The organism is Acinetobacter sp. YH12135 (assembly GCF_013418565.1).
GTDB lineage: Bacteria > Pseudomonadota > Gammaproteobacteria > Pseudomonadales > Moraxellaceae > Acinetobacter > Acinetobacter towneri.
The window spans coordinates 261,023-278,896 of record NZ_VPBU01000001.1 but is presented as its reverse complement, the minus strand read 5'-3'; the positions used below and the strand labels follow the sequence as shown (position 1 = coordinate 278,896).

Sequence of the window (17,874 nt, the reverse complement as noted above, 5' to 3'; positions counted from 1 at the left end):
AATAGGAGCATTGCTATAATGCTCTATCTGCTTTGATGACCAGAAATTAAACGTCGATAAGCCAAAAAAAAGCACAAGCTACCGATCATTCCAAGATAGAGCAATTTAGGCAAGATCAGTGTTGTAGGCACACCCATCTGATTGAGTTGAATAAACATCTGCACAATTTGGGTAGAGGGCAGGATTTCGCCAACGACTTGCATCCAGGTGGGCATGGCAGCATGCGGCCAGGCCGCACCAGATAAAAAGAACAGTGGAATAGAAGTGAATACAATGACATGCCCCGCACGTTCCGGCAGATCCAGAAAACTAGCAAATAAGCAGGTCATGCCAATTATCGTGTAGATAAAAACCGCAACAGCCAGCAGCATCCCGAGCAGGTTGCCACCGCGCGGATAATCAAATAGCCAGAAGCTAAAGCCGAATAAATAGAAACATCCCAGACAACCAATGGTGAAGACCGCTAAACACATCCCAATCAATGCATTTGTGTTTAATTCTATTTTTCTTTCCCGATATACCAAAATCAGCATACTCAAACCCAAAAGAATGGTTTGGTGGATAATTAAAGGTGCAACCGCAGGAAAGACATAGCTGCCATAGCCGGACAGCGGATTAAATAAAGGAATTTGATGCACAGAAAGGGCAGGTGAAAAATCCGAGACCTTGCCAAAGCGTTCAGTATAATCTGCCAAAGTTTGCTCGACTGATGTGGCTAAGCCCAGACCAATTTGTTTGGTTACTAAAAAGTTGGCTGTACTTAAATACAGGCCAATGCCACCTGTTTCACCATGCCTTAAGCTTTGCGATAAATTGTCCGGCAGAAGTAAAATACCATCGGCTTTTTGTGATTCCACCCATTGTTTGGCCTCGGAAAAATTGCCGGTAATCGCCTCAATCTCCACATTGGGGCTTTGTGCCACTTGACCAATAATACGGGTGCTTAAGTTACTTTGTTCTTCATCGACAATAATAATCGGTAAGGCTTCAGCCTGCTGTGCCTGATAAGCGGTTGGATAAAAAAAGCTGTAAAACAAGACGGATAGAATAAGCGTGGTAAAGATCGTGCCGTGACTGACAATATCCTTAAAGCTTTGCAGATAGTAAAACCAGAGGGATTTCATTGGACTGCTCCTTTAACTATTTTTTTAAGAAACAGATAAGCCAGCAGAGCGTAAACTAGGGCATAGATCAGCAGCATGAATCCAGCTTGCAGTGAAATATGCAATGGACTACCAATCACCCATTGTTCAGTTTGTAATTTGGCATAGGGCGTAAACGGAATAATATTGGACCAGAACTGGGTGAATAGGGGCGCATTATTTAAAGGTAAAGTCACACCGGCAAAACTTAAAGATGAACCACCATAGACCGCAATGATGCCAAAAGATTTACTTAAATCTTTGGTTGCCAGAACCACTGCACTGCTTAAAAATGCATAAGCGCTATATAGCAGAAATTGTGCCGATAGAATCAGAGCGAGCGAGCCAGCAACAAACCAGCCGCGAATTTCAATCAGCCAGAACATCCAGATCCAGGTCCATAGACTAAAAATAGCCACATAGATCAGGTTCTTAGACAGCAATGCCATCCAGATGGATGAGTTGCTAATCCAGCTTGTTAAGGTCTGCCGCTTCAGTTCCTGACCGACGGAAAATGCCACACAACAACACAGCAGTAAATGCAGAATTGCCGGAATGACATAGGGTTCCAGATAGAATTCATAATTCAGCTGCGGATTATACAGCGGAGATATTTTAATATGCGGTGACGGTGCTTCGAGAGAGGGGAGTCGGTTGCCCAGATATTGCTGTCCGCTAAATTCAGCGAGTGCTTGTAGGGTACTGACCAGCATGGCCGAGGAAATGGTATTTCCAATACTGAAATAACTCTGGTTAAAAGCAATACTGATGTCAGCATCCTGGGCACGAACCAGACGTTGCTCGGCACCGCTTGGAATATGGATATAACCCCAAATTTTATTTTGATTTAACAGGCGCTCAATTTCAGCTGTTTGTTCCGACACCGTAGCAATTTTAAGAGTATGATTCAGCGCCACATGTTGATAAATGCTTTGACTCAGCGCACTCTGGTCTTGATCAATAATCGCAATCGGTAAATGATCCGATTTCCCTTGAGCAAACATGCTGCTGAATAAAATAATCACCAGTGCAGGTGCCAGCGTGACCAGACACAGATCCCATTTTTCGCTGAGCAGATAGCGCAGTTCGCGCCATATACCCGTCCACATTATCGGGTCTCTTTCAGTTTAAATAACACGCTCATCCCGACTTTCAGTTCAGAAATCGCTGGTGTGGGTACAAGATGCAGCTTAAAACTGCGCACATCATAACCGCCGGTTTGACGTGTGGTCTTAATGGTGGCAAATTCACCTTCAGCACTGATCTGTCTAATTTGAAAAGTGGCGGTTTTATCTAGGGCGGGAATATAACCTTCAATACTGCTCATTTTCTGAAATGGGGCATATTGGTCTTCACGAATATTCAGGCTCACCCACATTTGATCTTCAATCAGGCTGACCACAGGGACTGCGGTGGCTACCAGCTCCGAGACTTTGCCATAGGTTTTAGACACCGTTCCGTTTACAGGTGCTACTAATTGGGTTTCTGCTTCTAAAGCATTGGCTTCATCCAGCGCAGCCTGGGCAATATCTACTTGTGCATCGGCAGAACTCTTTTGCTGCGAGGTGCTGCCACGTTTGGCACGTGCGTATTGCTGATACGCTGCTTCTGTCATTTGCGCCGCTGATTGACTGGCTGCATACAATTCATCACGGCGCTGGCGTGAAATCACACCTTCCTTCAATAAATTTGCACCACGCTCATAAGAAACTTTGGCTAAATTTTGCTGTGCTTTCAGCGATTGCCAGTTGGCATACAGACTGGCGATATTTTCTTCCTGCGAGCCACGTTCAGCAGTCGATTGTAAGGCCAGCGCAGATTGTAAAGCCGCTGCGGCTTGCTGTTTTTTGGCCTGAATTTCCGGGCTGTTTAAGCGCACCAGTACATCGCCTTTTTTGACTCGCTGACCTTCTTCTACATAGATTTCTTCAATACGGCTTGGCACTTTGGTCGCCACCTGAACTGTTTCAGCTTCTACACGACCCTGCAATTCAAGCGGAGCCGGTTGGTAGCTTTTCCACAATCCAAAAGCGATGACTGCCAGCAGAGCTGGAATCAGGGCGAGCAATAAATATTTTTTCTTTTTAGCGATTTCAGGAGCTTGTTGTTGCTCGGTCGAAGTCGTCGCGTTGTTTTCTATTTCAGTTTTTGTTTCTACCTGTTGCGCAGGCGATTTTTCTGTATCGCTGGATGAAGCCACTTCATTCACAGGATCATTGGGTTTTTGATCTTCGTTCATGTTCGGCTCCATTAGCGAATATAGTGGGTGTTGGCATGTTGAATGTAGGTTGGAAATTCTGCAATCGAGCCATGGCTTTGTAATAGTGTGGCCAGTGACATCACATATTTGTAAGCATTCAAGGCAGTTTCAGCTCGTAGTCCGCTCAGCATATTTTGTGCATCGATGACCTGTGTGGCGGTGCCCGTATCTTCTTTAAAAGACAATTCTTGGATGCGTAAATTTTCCTGTGCGGCTTTCAAGTTTTGTGCCAGAAGTACATCACTTTGCTGTGCACTAAGTGCTTCGCTATAAGATTTATAAATCAGATTTTCAATTTCCTGCTGGGTGCGTGCAGTAAGCAGTTCTGTTGCAGAGCGTTTGAGTTCGGCAGCCTGAATATTCTTGTTTTTATCGATCCCGGAAAACAGGTTATAGCGTGCGGCAACCCCGACAATCCAGTTTTCATTTTGATCCAGACTATATTCGCCAAAAGCAAATACATTTGGTTTTTTCGCTGCTTGCTGGGCTTTCACATTGGCTTGGGCCAATTGGGTATCCAGCTGCATTTTTTGAATCAGCGCAGAGTTCTGACTAAAAGTTTTTAGCAGATGATTTAAGGCCTGTGGCTCGGTTTTATTGACAAATAAAGGCGTCGAAAGCTCAGTGATGCTACTTTCCTGAAGCAGATTATTCAGCTGGAACAGCGCAGCATTCAAATTGGCCTGCGTATTTTGCTGGCTGCGCTCGGCATTATTACGTGCCACTTCAAATTGCATACGCTGGCCTTTACTGATAAAACCTTGCTGTTCCATTTTTAAGGCATTGCGATAATGCTGCTGCATGGCATTCAGATTAAACAGCGCAGCTGCATGCAATTGCTTTTGGAGCTGCACATTAAAATAACTTTGAATCAGTTCAAAACGCTGCGTATCTTGCTGCTGTTTGTTGCTGAGCTGACTACGACCGACCTGAATATTGGCAATTTCTTTGGTACTACGGGTGAGGCCTCCAGTATATATTGGCATAATCACGGAAACAGTGGGGCGAATCACCTGATCTTCAAGGATGACATTAGACGTATCCGGAATCAGACCAACTCCGCTATGAATAGTATTGTTAAGTCCATCACGCAGTGGATCGGTAATACCTGCAGGTAGATCCACGCCATTACTGGCCTCCCACTCATTAAGCCGGCCATTCACGCCTTGAGAGAGTGAATTCTCCAGATTATTTTTAAATTGCTTTAATGGAATATCGACTTCACTGTGAAAGGCATAGGCACGAACATTCAGGTCGACACGTGGCAGACCTACGCCTTTTACTGCTTCAGCTTCAAGTTTTGAAGCCTGTTCCAGACTTTGATAGGCTTGGCTGCTATAAGAATTTTGCAACAACTGACGTTCAGCATCCTGAAAGCTGATGCTCTGTGCATGAGCAAAGCTGCCATACATCATAGATGCAAGCAGATTTAAACCCCAGACAAGCTGTCTTTTATTTTTCTTTAAGTTCATAAAGTCGCTAAACTGATATAAAGCCGGTAATGTTATCCCGCTAGTATAAATCAAAGGTTCGCAGATAGAACTAGTGTAAAGTTATAGTATTGTTTCTTGTACATTTGTCTATAAAAAGCACGCTTATGCGTCCTCTAATCTTCTTTTTTTACCTTTTCTTTTTAAATAGCGTTTTTTAGCTACTTTTTCTCTATATTCTTTTAAAAGTCTTGGATTTTTTGCGATTAATTCATCCATATTGCTTTTTCCCCCCTCGAAATTCAGGATGTTGCTCTCGCATTTTTTTACATTCACTCTTTTCTCGACAGATTTTAAAGAATAAATAAAGCTTGCTGAAGCATCTCTACGTAAAACTTCTTCTTTAAATAAAGGGGTGGCAATAGATCTCTTGCGAAAGTTAATTTAAGAGCATCCAATTCACCATTCCAGCAATTAAATTCATTCTTAGACCAAATCGTTTCCGTCTATTTCTATGGCGTTCTGTTAATATCCGAAAATGTTTAAGTTTGCCGTTGATATGTTCAATTGTGATCCTACGCCGACTGATTTCTTGGTTGATCTGTTTTGCTATTTGGGGTAATGATAAATTGTTAGGTTTCTTGATTGGAATGAGTAACTTACTCTTAATCTGATGAAATCCTTTATAGGCTAAATCTGCTATGATATAAGGATAAATAATCATCTCCTTCAAATGCTTACGCGCAATGTTCAGATCGTGTTTTCTGCCATCTTCAATCTGTATACTTACAATTTGCTTTAATTGGGGGTTAAAAATGACCTGTGTTTTTAGCGTATGTTTCTTCTTTTTACCACTATAGAATTTTCTTTGTTTTTTTGGGACGCTCAATCTGTGACTCAGTAACATCAACGATTACATAATCCCCCTCATTAAACTTTTGATTCCTTTTCGGCAATGCGAAAATCCGTGATTGAATCAGAGCATTTTCAACTTTCTGAATCGTACGATTCACATTACTTTCAGCTAGGTTATAGTCGGCGGATAACTCAATTTGAGTTCTATAACAGCGTAAGTAATTTAAAGTTAACAACAATTGATCCTCTAAACACAACGAATGAGGTCTTCCAGATTTTTTCTTGGCAAGTTCAGCATGTTGTAACACTGATACCATTTTTAAGAATAATGGACGAGGAACTCCAACAAGTCGTTTAAATTCTTCATCATTAAATCTTGTTAAATTTTCATATTTCATGAGATGAGTATAAACAATTTTTTACTTTCGCAAGAGGTCTAATATTAGTGAAAAAATAATTAGTTTTATAGCTAATCATAGATTCCAAGATATTTTGAGGTAACAAAATTACAGGTCCAACAACTTTATTAGGCCCCCAAGGAGCGTGAGGAAGTGAAAATTTTGATTTTTTCCATTCGTTATCGATTGCACAAAAGAAATGAATAGCCTCTTTTGTTTCAGTCGTTTCTATACCTAATTTTTCACATTGTTCTAATGTATATTCTGCAAAATGTTTAAAGCAAATATTAGGGTTTGTTGACAATTCGTCTATGTTTGCGGCATGAGAGATATATCTCGCAAGGTTTTTTAGCTGCTATAAGGCATGGGACAGGAAATTTAGTCATTTTAAATGACTGGCACATAACGCAATAGCAGCAAAAAATATGCTCGCCCTGAAAGGCTGTGGCTAAAACTTTCTCAGATTGTGTTATGAAACTTAGCAATAATCTCGCTATTCCTTGCGTTTCATGCCTGATCTGCTCAGTTTTAGCCTACAGCGCAAGCCATTTATGAAATGTCAACAGACCCTAGTCGTTATATCTGAAATAGTGTCCGGACCTATACCATCTGCAACTAATATTAATTCTTCAAGATCTTCTAATAAGCCTGTCTGAGCTGCCTGAGAAGACTTTAAGCATGTGAGTATATATTCAACTTTAATATCGTGTGATCCTTTGCCATTTACTCCTTCTTTAGTTGCACCAATGCCAGTATATTTGGGCTCAGGAAAATGGGAGCATAATTTTCTTGCTTTAATTTCATCTTTTTCTTTAAGAGCTTCCATTAAACATTTCATAAAATTTTGCTGAGTAGTCAGAGCAGACTTGGAATGTATGTTCTCACAACGAGTTAAATAATAACTATCAATGTATAAGCGAGTATCTGTTTCCAGATTAGGGTCAAAGAAGTCAACTTCAAGTAAATTTTTATCTACCTTAAAGTGATTGAGGAATGTTGTCATTGTTTATTTCTTCTTTAATATTTATTTAAAATATCATTTAATTAGGAGTAGTGGGTGGTTTTTTTGATCAATTTGCGACAGATATTGTCGCACACATTTCAACCTCTTTTTTTGATTTAGTAAATTTATCCCTCGAATCTACATTGATTTTTTGACTCTATCTTGGCTCATAGATTGAAATAATTTTGTGCAAGACCCTGCCAGATATGGTTAAATGCCATCATTTTATTGTGTTTCACTCTGAAAGGAAAAATCATGCGCGCGTACAACTTCTGTGCTGGTCCTGCAGCATTACCGACTGCCGTACTTGAAAAAGCTCAAGCTGAAATGCTTGACTGGCATGGCAAAGGTCTTTCGATCATGGAAATGAGCCACCGTAGTGCCGACTATGTTGCCATGGCTGAAAAAGCGGAAGCAGACCTGCGCAAACTCATGAATATTCCTGAGAACTACAAAGTATTGTTCTTGCAGGGTGGTGCATCGCTACAATTCTCTGCGATTCCATTGAATTTGTTGGGTAAAAACAACAAGGCAGATTATATCCACACGGGTATTTGGTCTGAAAAAGCCTTAAAAGAAGCGCAGCGCTATGGCGATATTCATGTCGTTGAAGCGGGTATTCAGATTGAAGGTAAGCATGCCATTAGCGAACAAAGCCAATGGAACTTATCTGCCGATGCTGCCTATGTGCATTATGCAGATAACGAAACAATTGGTGGTTTGCAGTTTGCCAATATTCCAGAAACAGACAAACCGTTGGTATGTGATTTCTCATCAAGCATTTTATCTGCACCTTTAGATGTATCTAAATTTGGTCTGATTTATGCAGGTGCGCAAAAAAATATTGGCCCAGCAGGCTTAACCATTGTGATTGTACGTGAAGATTTGCTTGATCAAGCCAAGCCTGAAATTCCAAGCATTTTGAAATATTCAGCACAGGCAAAAAATGATTCCATGGTGAATACACCTGCAACTTATGCATGGTATTTGTCTGGTTTAGTGTTTGAGTGGTTATTGCAAAACGGTGGTGTAGATGCGATTCATCAAGCTAACCTAGAAAAAGCGAAATTATTATACGGTTATATCGATTCAAGCGATTTCTACGCGAATCCAATTTATAGCGCAAACCGTTCAATTATGAACGTTCCGTTTACTTTGGCTGATGCCGCACTGGAAAAACAATTCTTGCAAGAAGCTGAAGAAAACCGTTTGTTGAACTTGGCAGGTCACCGTTCTGTAGGTGGTATGCGCGCAAGTATTTATAATGCAGTGCCATTAGATGGCGTACAAGCTTTGGTTAACTTTATGGATGACTTTGCAAAACGTCACGGTTAATTGATAGTAGTAAAAAGCAAAAACCCAGCTGAATTAGCTGGGTTTTTTTATAGAAATAGGTGAAAAGTCATAGAGGCTTGTTGATGAGTGAAACTCAGAACACAAAATAGTGTAAGCCGTAGGCGGAGAGCAGCATGCCTAATGCAAAAAATAGGCAAGACATTGGGTCGAGCTGATAGCGTTGCTCAAGTTGATGTTCTACATGCTGTAAGTTTTCTTCTTGCACGATTTTCATAGATATTATTTTCCGATGATCTATTTATCGTTAAATATTTAAATACGGCTATATTTTTAGCATAAAAAATTGATTAAATAAAGTACTAATTTTATTTTAAATATAATATCTGCCAATAATGAATTAATTCTGTGTTGATTTTTAAAATCCGCACCACTCAAGGCTTTCAGATTATCTACGGTGCTTGGTGCAGATGTTTGGGTTTTAAAATAACTTATCCACATATTCGATTTAAAATATGGTTGATTTTGAATTTATAATAAATTTAAAGCTGTGGATAACTGCATTTTTTTGAATTTAAAATGCTTAAATAAGCATCAATATATTCATACTATCAATAGCACGCTTTTAACAATCAAAAATTGATTATAAGCCATCAGTGAAATAAGTATTGAAAGTTCCTTCTCCCTGAGGAGAAGGCGAGGATGGGGGGATGATGAATATGAATTTATTATTTAGACAGCTACTTTGAGGTTTATTTTTAATAAACTACTGTTTTATATTGTGAATATTGGCTTGAATCCAAATATTGCCACGAATGTATTGTCCAATTTCAAAGTTTTGGTGCGCAGGATTTTTAGTTGCAAGACGAATTAAAATCGCAGGCTGATTTTCATCATGAATTAGAGTGACATCATAAACAGTATAGGCTTGATTCATGAATTCAAAACTGGTTTTACCAACAACATTGCCCTGAAACCAAGCTTCATCTTCCTGACCGATATTTTCGCCATATAAATATGCGACCATTTTAGAAAAATCCACCGTTACAGGTGCTTTGTCATCTTCGGACTTAGGTTGCCATGCGTCAATTTGTTCTTGCAGATTGGCAGGTGCAACACCATCATTGGCTGCTAAAATATCATTCAGCGCACGATGGTGTTTAATTGACGCAGGATCATCGACCACCAATTGTTCGCCTTCAGCAACAGCTTCAAGTTCATACGCCCATGCGTTTAAATGCACCCAGTAGGTTTGATCTTTTTGGTATTGTTGATGGTTGACGCTGTATAAACTGTCAAAAGCATAGACAATACTGTTGTTGCCTAAATTGAGTCGAAGCACCGCTTGAGTGTTAGATTTGCAGCTAATGATGCGTTCAATTTTAGCTTCAACTTTGTAAGGACTTTCAAAGCAAGGGAAAGCCGTTTTTACAGCTTGTGGTTTGTTATTTTCAACCGCAATCACTTGTGTCAATTGAATTGCCTCTTTGCTTGGGCCTTGAATCAGCCATGTGCTTTGATCCATTTCTGCTTCTTGGCGGCATAAACCCATTGGCATAATTGGTGCATCTAGAGCCAGTCCTAACCATTTTGGAACTTCGGTGCAGGGTTCATCCGTGAGTAAATTCCAATGTTCAACATGGCTGCCGAAGTTCTGATCTTCAATGCGGATGATTTCTGGTCTATTTTGATTGTTCATAAGCACTTTGAGATGTTGGGTTCTTTTCTTTACTCTTAGATCGAGGGTTATTTCGATTTTTCAAGTCTTTGGCTGAAATTTCATGTAATGCCACTGCATTTGTACAGATTGTGGACAGCGATGCAGCAGAAACAAAATCACATCCATCTACACTTTAGCATGCAATTCTGAGCATTTTAAACATACTGCAATGTAATGAGTTTGATACACTAGTCGCATATTATTATCAGGGTTGCACAGTGCTGCCATTTAAACTTTGGGTTGATGCAGATGCATTACCTAAAATTCTAAGAGAAGTCATTTTACGTGCTTCAGATCGTTACCAACTTGAAGTCACTTTTGTTGCCAATCAATCGGTCGGGATTACGCCTTCGGTACGGATTAACTCTATTCAAGTGATGCATGGTGCCGATGCCGCCGATCAGGAAATTGTAGATCGCATGAAGGAACACGACATTGTGATCACGCAGGATATTCCACTAGCGGCACAAGTGATTGAAAAGGGCGGAATAGCGATTCATCCACGTGGTGAAATTTATACTGTTGCCAATGTGAAAGCGCGTCTGCATTTGCGTGATTTTATGGATACTTTGCGTGGTGCAGGCGTACAAACAGGTGGGCCAGCACCTATTTCAGAACGTGATAAACGTGAGTTTTCAAGTAGTCTAGATCAAACCATCCAAAAGCAAAAACGTAAAACTGCTTAATACGAGTCACGCATGCCTTCTAAAACCAATATTATGATGACCTATGCCTTATTGGTTTTCATTTGGGCAACAACGCCTTTGGCAATTGTCTGGAGTGTGTCAGATTTACACATGCTTTGGGCTTTGGTGCTACGTTTTTTCATTGCTTTGCCCTTAGCTATTATTTTATTGCTGCTGTTAAAAGTGAAATTTCCACATCATCTACAAGCGTGGCATAGTTATTTGGCAGGTTCGTTTAGTCTGATCGGTTCACAAATTTTCACCTACATTGCCACTGCTTATTTAAGCTCAGGCATTATCGCCCTGATGTTTGGTCTGACCCCCATCATAGCAGGTTTGATTGGTCGTTTTGTGTTTCAGTTGCATTTGGCACGTATTCAATGGATCGGAATGACAGTGTCCATTTTAGGGCTTGGCATCATCTGCTTTGGCGGCGAAACACAGCATGTGCATCCTCTGGGTATTGTTTTAATGCTGTTTAGTGTATTGACCTACACCATGTCTATTTTCTGGGTGAAAAAAGTTAATGCGCAAGTTGAACCTGTAGCACAGGCAACTGGCTCGATTTTGGTATCAACCATTGCGGCTTTATGTATTGTGCCGTTTATTTGGCAATATGTACCGACTAGTTTGCCGAGTCTTAAATCTATCGCAGCTTTACTTTATACCGTGATCATGGCTTCTTTGATTGCAATGTTCTGTTATTTTAAATTGGTGCAGAATATTCAGGCGACCACCTTATCTTTAACCACCGTCATGACGCCAATGATTGCTTTGTTGATTGGTGCTTTACTCAATCAAGAAGCTTTATCGGTCATGGTATTTGTGGGCGCTTTGGTTTTATTGTCAGGCTTAGTGCTGTATTTTTATCGTGATCTTAAAGCAAGTCGGGCATTGGCTCAGAAAATCAAAACACCATCCTAACGATATGCAAAGATGGCGTTATCCACGTGATTTTATATACGCGAACATGCAGAAATGATTTATTTTATTTCTTAGATTATGCTTGTTTTAAAGCAACGGCTTCTGCAAGTTTGACGCGATCTTGAGGGTGTAGAGTAATAAAATACGCCCCAGTACGATATTGTCCATTTTCTTCTTCACGGCTGTAAACCACTTGCGCGGTTGCGGCTATATGGAAAAAGTTTTCAGGATGGCTGAGCGTGACATGAATATAACTGCCCGTGTTTAATTCACGTTCACTATAAAAACTGAAACCACTTTCTGAAAAATTGACCTGTTCAGGGATAGGTAACATGCTTTGTACAATTGCATCGTATAAAGACCCTGTAATAAGGTTTAATTTTTGGTTGAATAAGGATAAGATTCGAGCAATTTGTTGATCTTTTTCAGTTAATTGTTCTAATTCGTAGTTTAATGCATGATCAAATTGATCTAATTCTGCGAGTAGTAGAAAATAACGCGGTAAAACAAAATTAGCATCGTAAGGGTCGTTCAGCGCAACATCGTCAGAAATGATCTGGTAATTGATTCTCAGGGCAGCATCAATTCGTGACATGACACGACGTTCAGACGCGACGCTTTGATGCTGTAAATTTTCCATAATGTATTACCTCGGACTTGATGGTATGTTTAAACCAATCTCGCTATATATAGGGTTGAGATATACGCGCGCTCGGCGCAGTAACCACTTTATTTCTTTTATTGCCTTAGTTTCGATGATCGGTCTAACTTTGGGTGTTGCCGTCCTCATTACCGTACTTTCGGTGATGAATGGTTTTGATCGTGAATTAAAAAATCGTGTCTTGGGCATGATACCTCAAGCCACTGTTTCATCAACACAAATTTTAACAAATTGGCCAGAACTTGCAACGAAAGTTGAGCAACATAAGCATGTTGTTGGTGCTGCACCATTCACGCAATTGCAAGGCATGTTGACCGCACAAGGGCAAGTGTCGGGCATTATGGTCACGGGAATTGAACCCGAATACGAAAAGAAAGTATCCATCATTCAAAACCACATGGTTGCAGGCAGTATCGACAATCTGCAAAAGGGTGAGTTCGGTATTGTTTTGGGCAAACAAATGACCGATGCCTTGGGTTTGGGTTTAAACGACAGCATCACCTTGGTTTTACCTGAAGCAACGCCATCCCCTGCAGGGGTTGTACCGCGTTTTAAACGCTTCAAAGTGGTTGGTATTTTTAGTATTGGTGCAGAAGTCGATTCGATGATGGGATATATCGCCCTGAATGATGCTTCGACTTTGCTGCGTTTACCCGATGGTGCGCAAGGTGTACGCTTAAAACTGGATGATATTTTTGCTGCACCACAAGTATCTCGAGATATTGTGCAAGAGCTACCTGCCAACTTTTACGCTTCGGACTGGACTTATACTCACGGTAACTTGTTTAGCGCCATTCAAATGGAAAAGGCGATGGTGAGCCTATTGTTATTCCTAATTGTTTTGGTGGCTGCATTTAATATCGTGTCGTCTTTGGTGATGGTCGTGACCGATAAAAAATCGGATATTGCGATTTTAAGAACTTTGGGTGCATCACCAAGCACGATTACCAAAATTTTTATGGTGCAAGGTACGGTCATTGGGGTTATTGGCACGGTTTCAGGTGCAATCTTGGGGATTATTTTCGCGTCCAGTATCAGTGGCTTTATTGCATGGTTGAATAATGTATTAGGGCTAAACTTATTTGATGCCTACTTTATCAACTACTTACCTTCATATTTAAGATGGCAAGATGTGGTGGTGATTGTGAGCTTGTCATTAATTTTAAGTTTCTTGGCGACGATTTACCCTGCATTACGTGCCGCGAAAATTCAACCAGCAGAGGCATTGCGTTATGAGTAAGATTGTTCTGGAAGCCAAGCAAGTTTCTAAACACTTTACCGATGGCAAAACCACTGTTGAAGTGATTCGTGGTCTAGATTTACAAGTTCAGCAAGGGCAGTTTGTGTCGATTGTCGGAGCGAGTGGTTCGGGTAAAAGTACCTTATTGCATGTGTTGGGTGGTTTAGACCGACCAAGTACAGGCGAAGTATTTTTAAATGGTCAGCGTTTTGACAATTTAGGCGAAGCTGAGCGCGGCTATTTGCGTAATCGATACCTCGGTTTTGTTTATCAATTTCATCACTTGCTGCCTGAGTTTAGTGCGCTTGAAAATGTGGCAATGCCGTTAATGTTACGTGCAGGCACAAATTACAAAGAGGTGAAGGCACAGGCAGAGTATCTGCTTGAGCGAGTCGGTTTATCGCATCGTTTAACCCACAAACCGGGTGAGCTTTCTGGAGGGGAGCGTCAGCGTGTTGCGTTGGCACGTGCATTAGTAACAAAACCCGCACTCATGCTTGCCGATGAACCCACTGGAAATTTAGACCGCAAAACTGCAGTTAAAATTTTTGAATTGCTGCGTGAATTACGCAGAGAGTTTAATATGGCGATGTTGATTGTGACTCATGATGAAGAGTTGGCAAAATCTGCCGATACCATTTTGCACATGCAAGATGGTGTTTGGGTAGATGCTTAAGGGGCATAGTTCGTAAAGCCACTCAAAAGCGATTGTGTTTAAAACAGTAATTGCTGGAATAAGATTGTTTTGTTGAAGCCCACTTCGGTGGGCTTTATGATGCATGCCAATAAAAATAATAAGTTTAATATTCATGCTGCAATTGATTGGTCTGGCTTGGGTGATTGGGATCGCCTGTGTCGGAATACGTTCTTCTTCTTTTCCAATACATTCATTGACTTCCATGCCTAGTGCAATGGTTTTACTGATTTTATGCAGTATCGTTGTGCAATACTTGTTGCAAGCTCGCTTATCTTCAATCTATTGGAAATGTTTGAATGTAGGAGTGGCAGGTGTTTTGAGTCTTGTTTTCGGTTTGATCTATGCGGATACGCAGATGCAGCAGCGTTTGCAATGGCGTGAACTACAACCTGAATTTGCTGAAGTCGTGGTTTATGTCAGACAGTTAAATCAGCTAAATGACAACAGCATTTCACAAAGGGTTGAGGTGTTAAACCGACATCCTCAAACAGTGACATGGTTAGCAACTTTAGCACAAACTCAGGTAGATCAAGAGCAAAATTTAGAACTTGGACACTATTACAAATTAAGTGGAAAAATTCGCCCTGCGCATAGTTATGCCACAGCAGGTGCATTTGATGTAGAGCGGTGGTATTTACAGCAAAATATTATGAGTGGTTTTCGGGTTGAGCAGATTCAGCCTATCTCGGCTGAACAAATTTATGCCATGGGGTTTACACAACATTGGCGTGCCCAACAGACGCTATGGGCAAAATTTCGATTATGGATTGAACAGCAGCGTTATCAAATTCGACTGTTTATTCAGCAGCAACCTTTGCATCATCAAGGTTTAATTCTTGCATTACTCACAGGAGATAAAAGCCTATTAGATGCAGAAACTGAAGCACAGTTTCAGCGTTTTGGAATTAGCCACTTATTGGCTATTTCAGGGCCACATGTGCTGATTTTTGCAGGCATGCTATGTTGGGCATTACGTCAGCTGATTAGGTATTACCGTCCGCATTGGTATTTGTGGATGCCTAAACAATACTTGCTCATGTTGCCATTTTTAAGTTGTGTATTGCTGTACACCGCCTTTGTCGGTTTTGAAATTCCTGCATTAAGAACCTTGCTGATGTGCAGTCTAGTGACAGTAATGTTAGTGCTGAAGCAGAAGCTTCAAGGCTTTGCCTTGCTGATTTATAGTGCTGCCTTATTATTATGGTTTGATCCTTTAAGTGTACTGTCTGCTGCTTTTTGGCTGTCTTACGGGGCCTGTTTTATTCTACTGCGTATTTATCAGAGCTTGAGTGCGCAACCACGTATAGAGCTGAATCGTTGGCAGCAACTGAAACATGCCAGCAAAATTCTAATCGAGTCGCAATGGAAAATTTTTATTGCCTTATTTCCTTTGGTGATTGTGTTTTTTAAACAAGTGGCGTGGATTGCACCGCTTATTAATATCATCGCAATTCCATTGATTGGTATGCTGATCGTGCCTTTAGATGTTTTGGCAGGAATTTGCTTTTTTATTTTTGAACCCTTGGCGTCAATACTGTTTCAATTGAATGATCTAGCTATGGCTTTGTTGCGCTTGATTTTTCGGGGGATGGAAACCGTTTTTGTACCACGGTTACATACTTTGTCGATGTCTGCAGCGGTGTATGTCTGTCTATGTTTAGGCTTATTTCTGCTATTTTTACCACAATCGGTATTGCCTAAAACTTGGGCAATCTTATGTTTTGTTCCACTGATTATAGTCGATAGCCAACGACAACCATTTGAATTAACAGTACTCGATGTGGGGCAGGGACAAGCTTTATTTTTACGTTCAGGTCATTACAACATGATGATTGATGTGGGCGGTTCTTATGATGAAAGTAAGTTTAGTATTGGACAGCAAATTTTACGTCCATTTTTAGCGGTGCATGGTATTAAACAACTGGACTTGGTGGTTTTAAGTCATTTAGACCAAGACCATAGTGGTGCATTTCCTCATTTGCAAAATGAAGTCAATATTCAGCATGTCTTTGCCAATCAGACCGTAGATATGGCAGTAAATAGCAAGTTTAATTTGTGTCAGCAAGGGCAACAGTGGTCTTTACCACATCAGGTACAGATACAAGTTTTATCTCCTAAACCGAGTCAATTACCCTATGCCGCACAGCAACAAAATGAGTTGTCATGTGTGTTGTATATTTCAGTGCCATCCGCACAGCCATATCAGCATTTTTTAGTGATGGGCGATGCAGGTTGGGCAACTGAATATCAATTGTTGCAGGAATATCCTGATTTAAAAGTAGATGTGTTAATTTTGGGTCATCATGGGAGTAAGCACAGTTCTGCCTATGATTTTTTAGCACATTTTAAACCCAAATTGGCCGTGGCATCTGCAGGTTTTGATAATCGTTATGGACATCCTAGTTCTTTAGTTCAGCAACGCTTAGCTGCGCTCAATATTCCGTTCATGAACACCATACAACAGGGCAGCGTACGTTTTTCTGTAGATGCACAACAGCGTATGCTTATACAGCCGTATCGGCAGCAGAAATTGTGGTTGCAGCGTTAGTTTGGTTCTGTGTCTGGGCACGTACAGCCTGCACATCTGCCAAGGCTTCTTGCACAGGTTTATGATAGACCCCGCGTAAATCTGGATGGGCTTTATAGCGTTTATAACTCCAGTGATAATGTGTAGGATAACGACGGATCAAATCTTCAATTGCACGGTGAATAATAGCTGTCCCTGCATTGGCATCACACTGATAAATGTGCTCATCTATCGCTTCGATATACATATCAAAGCCTTGATCTGCATTTCTTAACGCATATAAGAACAAAGCTTTTGCTTTAGTTTTCTGAATCAATTTGGCGCTTAAATTACTCGATTCCAACGGAATACCAAAAAAAGGAATCATCTCACCACCTATATTTGGGGTATGGTCTGGCAAAATGACAGTGGTTCCGCCTTGTTTGAGTGCTTTAAAAATTTGACGTACCCCAGATTCATCTGTTGGGACTAAATGTGCCTGTTCACGGCTACGTGCTTGGCGCACAAAATCATCTGCCGCAGGGTTTTTGACAGGTTTATACATGATGGTCATTTGCGTATATTGAGCGATCCACGCATTCATAATTTCCCAAGTGCCAAAATGCGGCACAATTAAGACCAAACCCTTTTGTGCAGCCAGTGCATCTTGTAATAGTTCTAAACCATGTACCTGATGGATTCTTTGAATATTTTTTTGATTGCTTGATCCCCAAATATGAAAAAACTCAAAATAAGAGGTCAGTTCGTTACGAATTGCTTGCTGGGTAATCTGTTCGCGTTGTTGTGAGTTCAGCTCAGGAAGCGCAATTTGTAGATTGAGTTGAATGGTTTGAGAGGTTTTACTCAAACGCAGTGTATTGACCAAAAAAGCCAAAGATTTTGCAAAAAAACGCGCAACTGTTAAAGGTTGTCGACTGACAAAATCAAGCAGGCGCGATAAAGCCGTTGTCGGTGCAGGTTCGGTCATAACGACAGCATCAATTGATAGAAAGGATAAAGATGTAAAATATTATAGGAGAAAATACAGGCTTTAGACAG

At 40.7% G+C, this 17,874-nt stretch carries 18 protein-coding genes; 7 read left to right on the top strand and 11 right to left on the bottom strand.

Annotation, left to right across the window (positions count from 1 at the left end; all coding sequences use genetic code 11):
• Positions 1 to 23: 23 nt before the first annotated feature.
• The 7 genes from FTU70_RS01305 to FTU70_RS01275 all read right to left on the bottom strand — a co-directional run bounded on the left by FTU70_RS01305 (position 24) and on the right by FTU70_RS01275 (position 7,088).
• Positions 24 to 1,124 (bottom strand): ABC transporter permease, encoded by a 1,101-nt coding sequence (locus tag FTU70_RS01305; RefSeq protein ID WP_096901141.1) that lies wholly within the window; start codon positions 1,122 to 1,124, stop codon positions 24 to 26.
• Positions 1,121 to 2,251, bottom strand: a complete 1,131-nt coding sequence (locus tag FTU70_RS01300) for an ABC transporter permease (protein WP_004971855.1) — start codon at positions 2,249 to 2,251, stop codon at positions 1,121 to 1,123. The genes FTU70_RS01305 and FTU70_RS01300 overlap by 4 nt, the downstream gene beginning before the upstream one ends.
• Positions 2,251 to 3,381, bottom strand: coding sequence for an HlyD family secretion protein (locus FTU70_RS01295; RefSeq protein ID WP_178867502.1), 1,131 nt, complete (start codon positions 3,379 to 3,381; stop codon positions 2,251 to 2,253). Before FTU70_RS01295 ends, FTU70_RS01300 begins: the two co-directional genes overlap by 1 nt.
• An 11-nt stretch (positions 3,382 to 3,392) precedes the next feature.
• Positions 3,393 to 4,874, bottom strand: a complete 1,482-nt coding sequence (locus FTU70_RS01290) for a TolC family protein (RefSeq protein ID WP_180059872.1) — start codon at positions 4,872 to 4,874, stop codon at positions 3,393 to 3,395.
• A gap of 397 nt (positions 4,875 to 5,271) precedes the next feature.
• A protein-coding gene (locus FTU70_RS01285; RefSeq protein WP_179989280.1) for an IS5 family transposase occupies positions 5,272 to 6,085 on the bottom strand; the annotation gives its coding sequence in 2 pieces (ribosomal slippage) (positions 5,272 to 5,697 and positions 5,699 to 6,085; 813 coding nt in all).
• A complete protein-coding gene (locus FTU70_RS01280; protein ID WP_035310653.1) occupies positions 6,075 to 6,389 on the bottom strand; it encodes a hypothetical protein in 315 nt (104 codons plus the stop codon). Before FTU70_RS01280 ends, FTU70_RS01285 begins: the two co-directional genes overlap by 11 nt.
• A gap of 255 nt (positions 6,390 to 6,644) precedes the next feature.
• The gene (locus FTU70_RS01275; protein WP_004971845.1) at positions 6,645 to 7,088 is read right to left on the bottom strand and encodes a hypothetical protein; all 444 of its coding nucleotides are present in this window, start codon (positions 7,086 to 7,088) and stop codon (positions 6,645 to 6,647) included.
• 255 nt (positions 7,089 to 7,343) lie between these two features.
• Between FTU70_RS01275 and serC the strand changes: the two genes are divergently transcribed.
• Positions 7,344 to 8,423, top strand: a complete 1,080-nt coding sequence (gene serC / locus FTU70_RS01270) for a 3-phosphoserine/phosphohydroxythreonine transaminase (protein ID WP_004971842.1) — start codon at positions 7,344 to 7,346, stop codon at positions 8,421 to 8,423.
• A 94-nt stretch (positions 8,424 to 8,517) separates the two neighbouring features.
• Here the strand turns inward: serC and FTU70_RS01265 are convergent, their stop codons facing one another.
• Positions 8,518 to 8,658 (bottom strand): hypothetical protein, encoded by a 141-nt coding sequence (locus FTU70_RS01265; protein ID WP_004971840.1) that lies wholly within the window; start codon positions 8,656 to 8,658, stop codon positions 8,518 to 8,520.
• Positions 8,659 to 9,147: 489 nt separating this feature from the next.
• Entirely contained in the window at positions 9,148 to 10,080 is a 933-nt protein-coding gene (locus FTU70_RS01260; protein WP_019837949.1) for a hypothetical protein, read from the bottom strand.
• A gap of 239 nt (positions 10,081 to 10,319) precedes the next feature.
• Here FTU70_RS01260 and FTU70_RS01255 point away from each other — a divergent pair, with 239 nt between their 5' ends.
• Positions 10,320 to 10,787, top strand: coding sequence for a YaiI/YqxD family protein (locus tag FTU70_RS01255; RefSeq protein WP_004971836.1), 468 nt, complete (start codon positions 10,320 to 10,322; stop codon positions 10,785 to 10,787).
• Between the two features lie 12 nt (positions 10,788 to 10,799).
• On the top strand, positions 10,800 to 11,711 hold the full coding sequence (locus tag FTU70_RS01250; protein WP_104853213.1) for a DMT family transporter: 912 nt from the start codon (positions 10,800 to 10,802) through the stop codon (positions 11,709 to 11,711).
• Between the two features lie 76 nt (positions 11,712 to 11,787).
• Here FTU70_RS01250 and FTU70_RS01245 read toward each other — a convergent pair whose 3' ends face one another.
• Positions 11,788 to 12,351, bottom strand: coding sequence for a PilZ domain-containing protein (locus FTU70_RS01245; protein ID WP_004971830.1), 564 nt, complete (start codon positions 12,349 to 12,351; stop codon positions 11,788 to 11,790).
• Between the two features lie 25 nt (positions 12,352 to 12,376).
• On the opposite strand from FTU70_RS01245, the gene FTU70_RS01240 reads away from it, so the two are divergent.
• From FTU70_RS01240 to FTU70_RS01230, 4 genes are all read left to right on the top strand, one after another.
• Positions 12,377 to 13,612: a lipoprotein-releasing ABC transporter permease subunit gene (locus FTU70_RS01240; RefSeq protein WP_004971828.1), complete on the top strand. Its 1,236-nt coding sequence runs from the start codon at positions 12,377 to 12,379 to the stop codon at positions 13,610 to 13,612.
• Entirely contained in the window at positions 13,605 to 14,288 is a 684-nt protein-coding gene (gene lolD, locus FTU70_RS01235; RefSeq protein ID WP_180059870.1) for a lipoprotein-releasing ABC transporter ATP-binding protein LolD, read from the top strand. Before FTU70_RS01240 ends, lolD begins: the two co-directional genes overlap by 8 nt.
• 69 nt (positions 14,289 to 14,357) lie before the next feature.
• Positions 14,358 to 14,519, top strand: coding sequence for a hypothetical protein (locus FTU70_RS14270; RefSeq protein ID WP_253115564.1), 162 nt, complete (start codon positions 14,358 to 14,360; stop codon positions 14,517 to 14,519).
• Positions 14,512 to 16,857 carry a DNA internalization-related competence protein ComEC/Rec2 gene (locus tag FTU70_RS01230; RefSeq protein ID WP_257222526.1) on the top strand — a complete coding sequence of 782 codons (2,346 nt, stop codon included), beginning with the start codon at positions 14,512 to 14,514 and terminating at the stop codon, positions 16,855 to 16,857. The genes FTU70_RS14270 and FTU70_RS01230 overlap by 8 nt, the downstream gene beginning before the upstream one ends.
• On the opposite strand, the gene FTU70_RS01225 is transcribed toward FTU70_RS01230, so the two are convergent.
• Positions 16,814 to 17,803 (bottom strand): lysophospholipid acyltransferase family protein, encoded by a 990-nt coding sequence (locus FTU70_RS01225; protein ID WP_004971822.1) that lies wholly within the window; start codon positions 17,801 to 17,803, stop codon positions 16,814 to 16,816. The genes FTU70_RS01230 and FTU70_RS01225 overlap by 44 nt on opposite strands.
• Between the last annotated feature and the right edge of the window lie 71 nt (positions 17,804 to 17,874).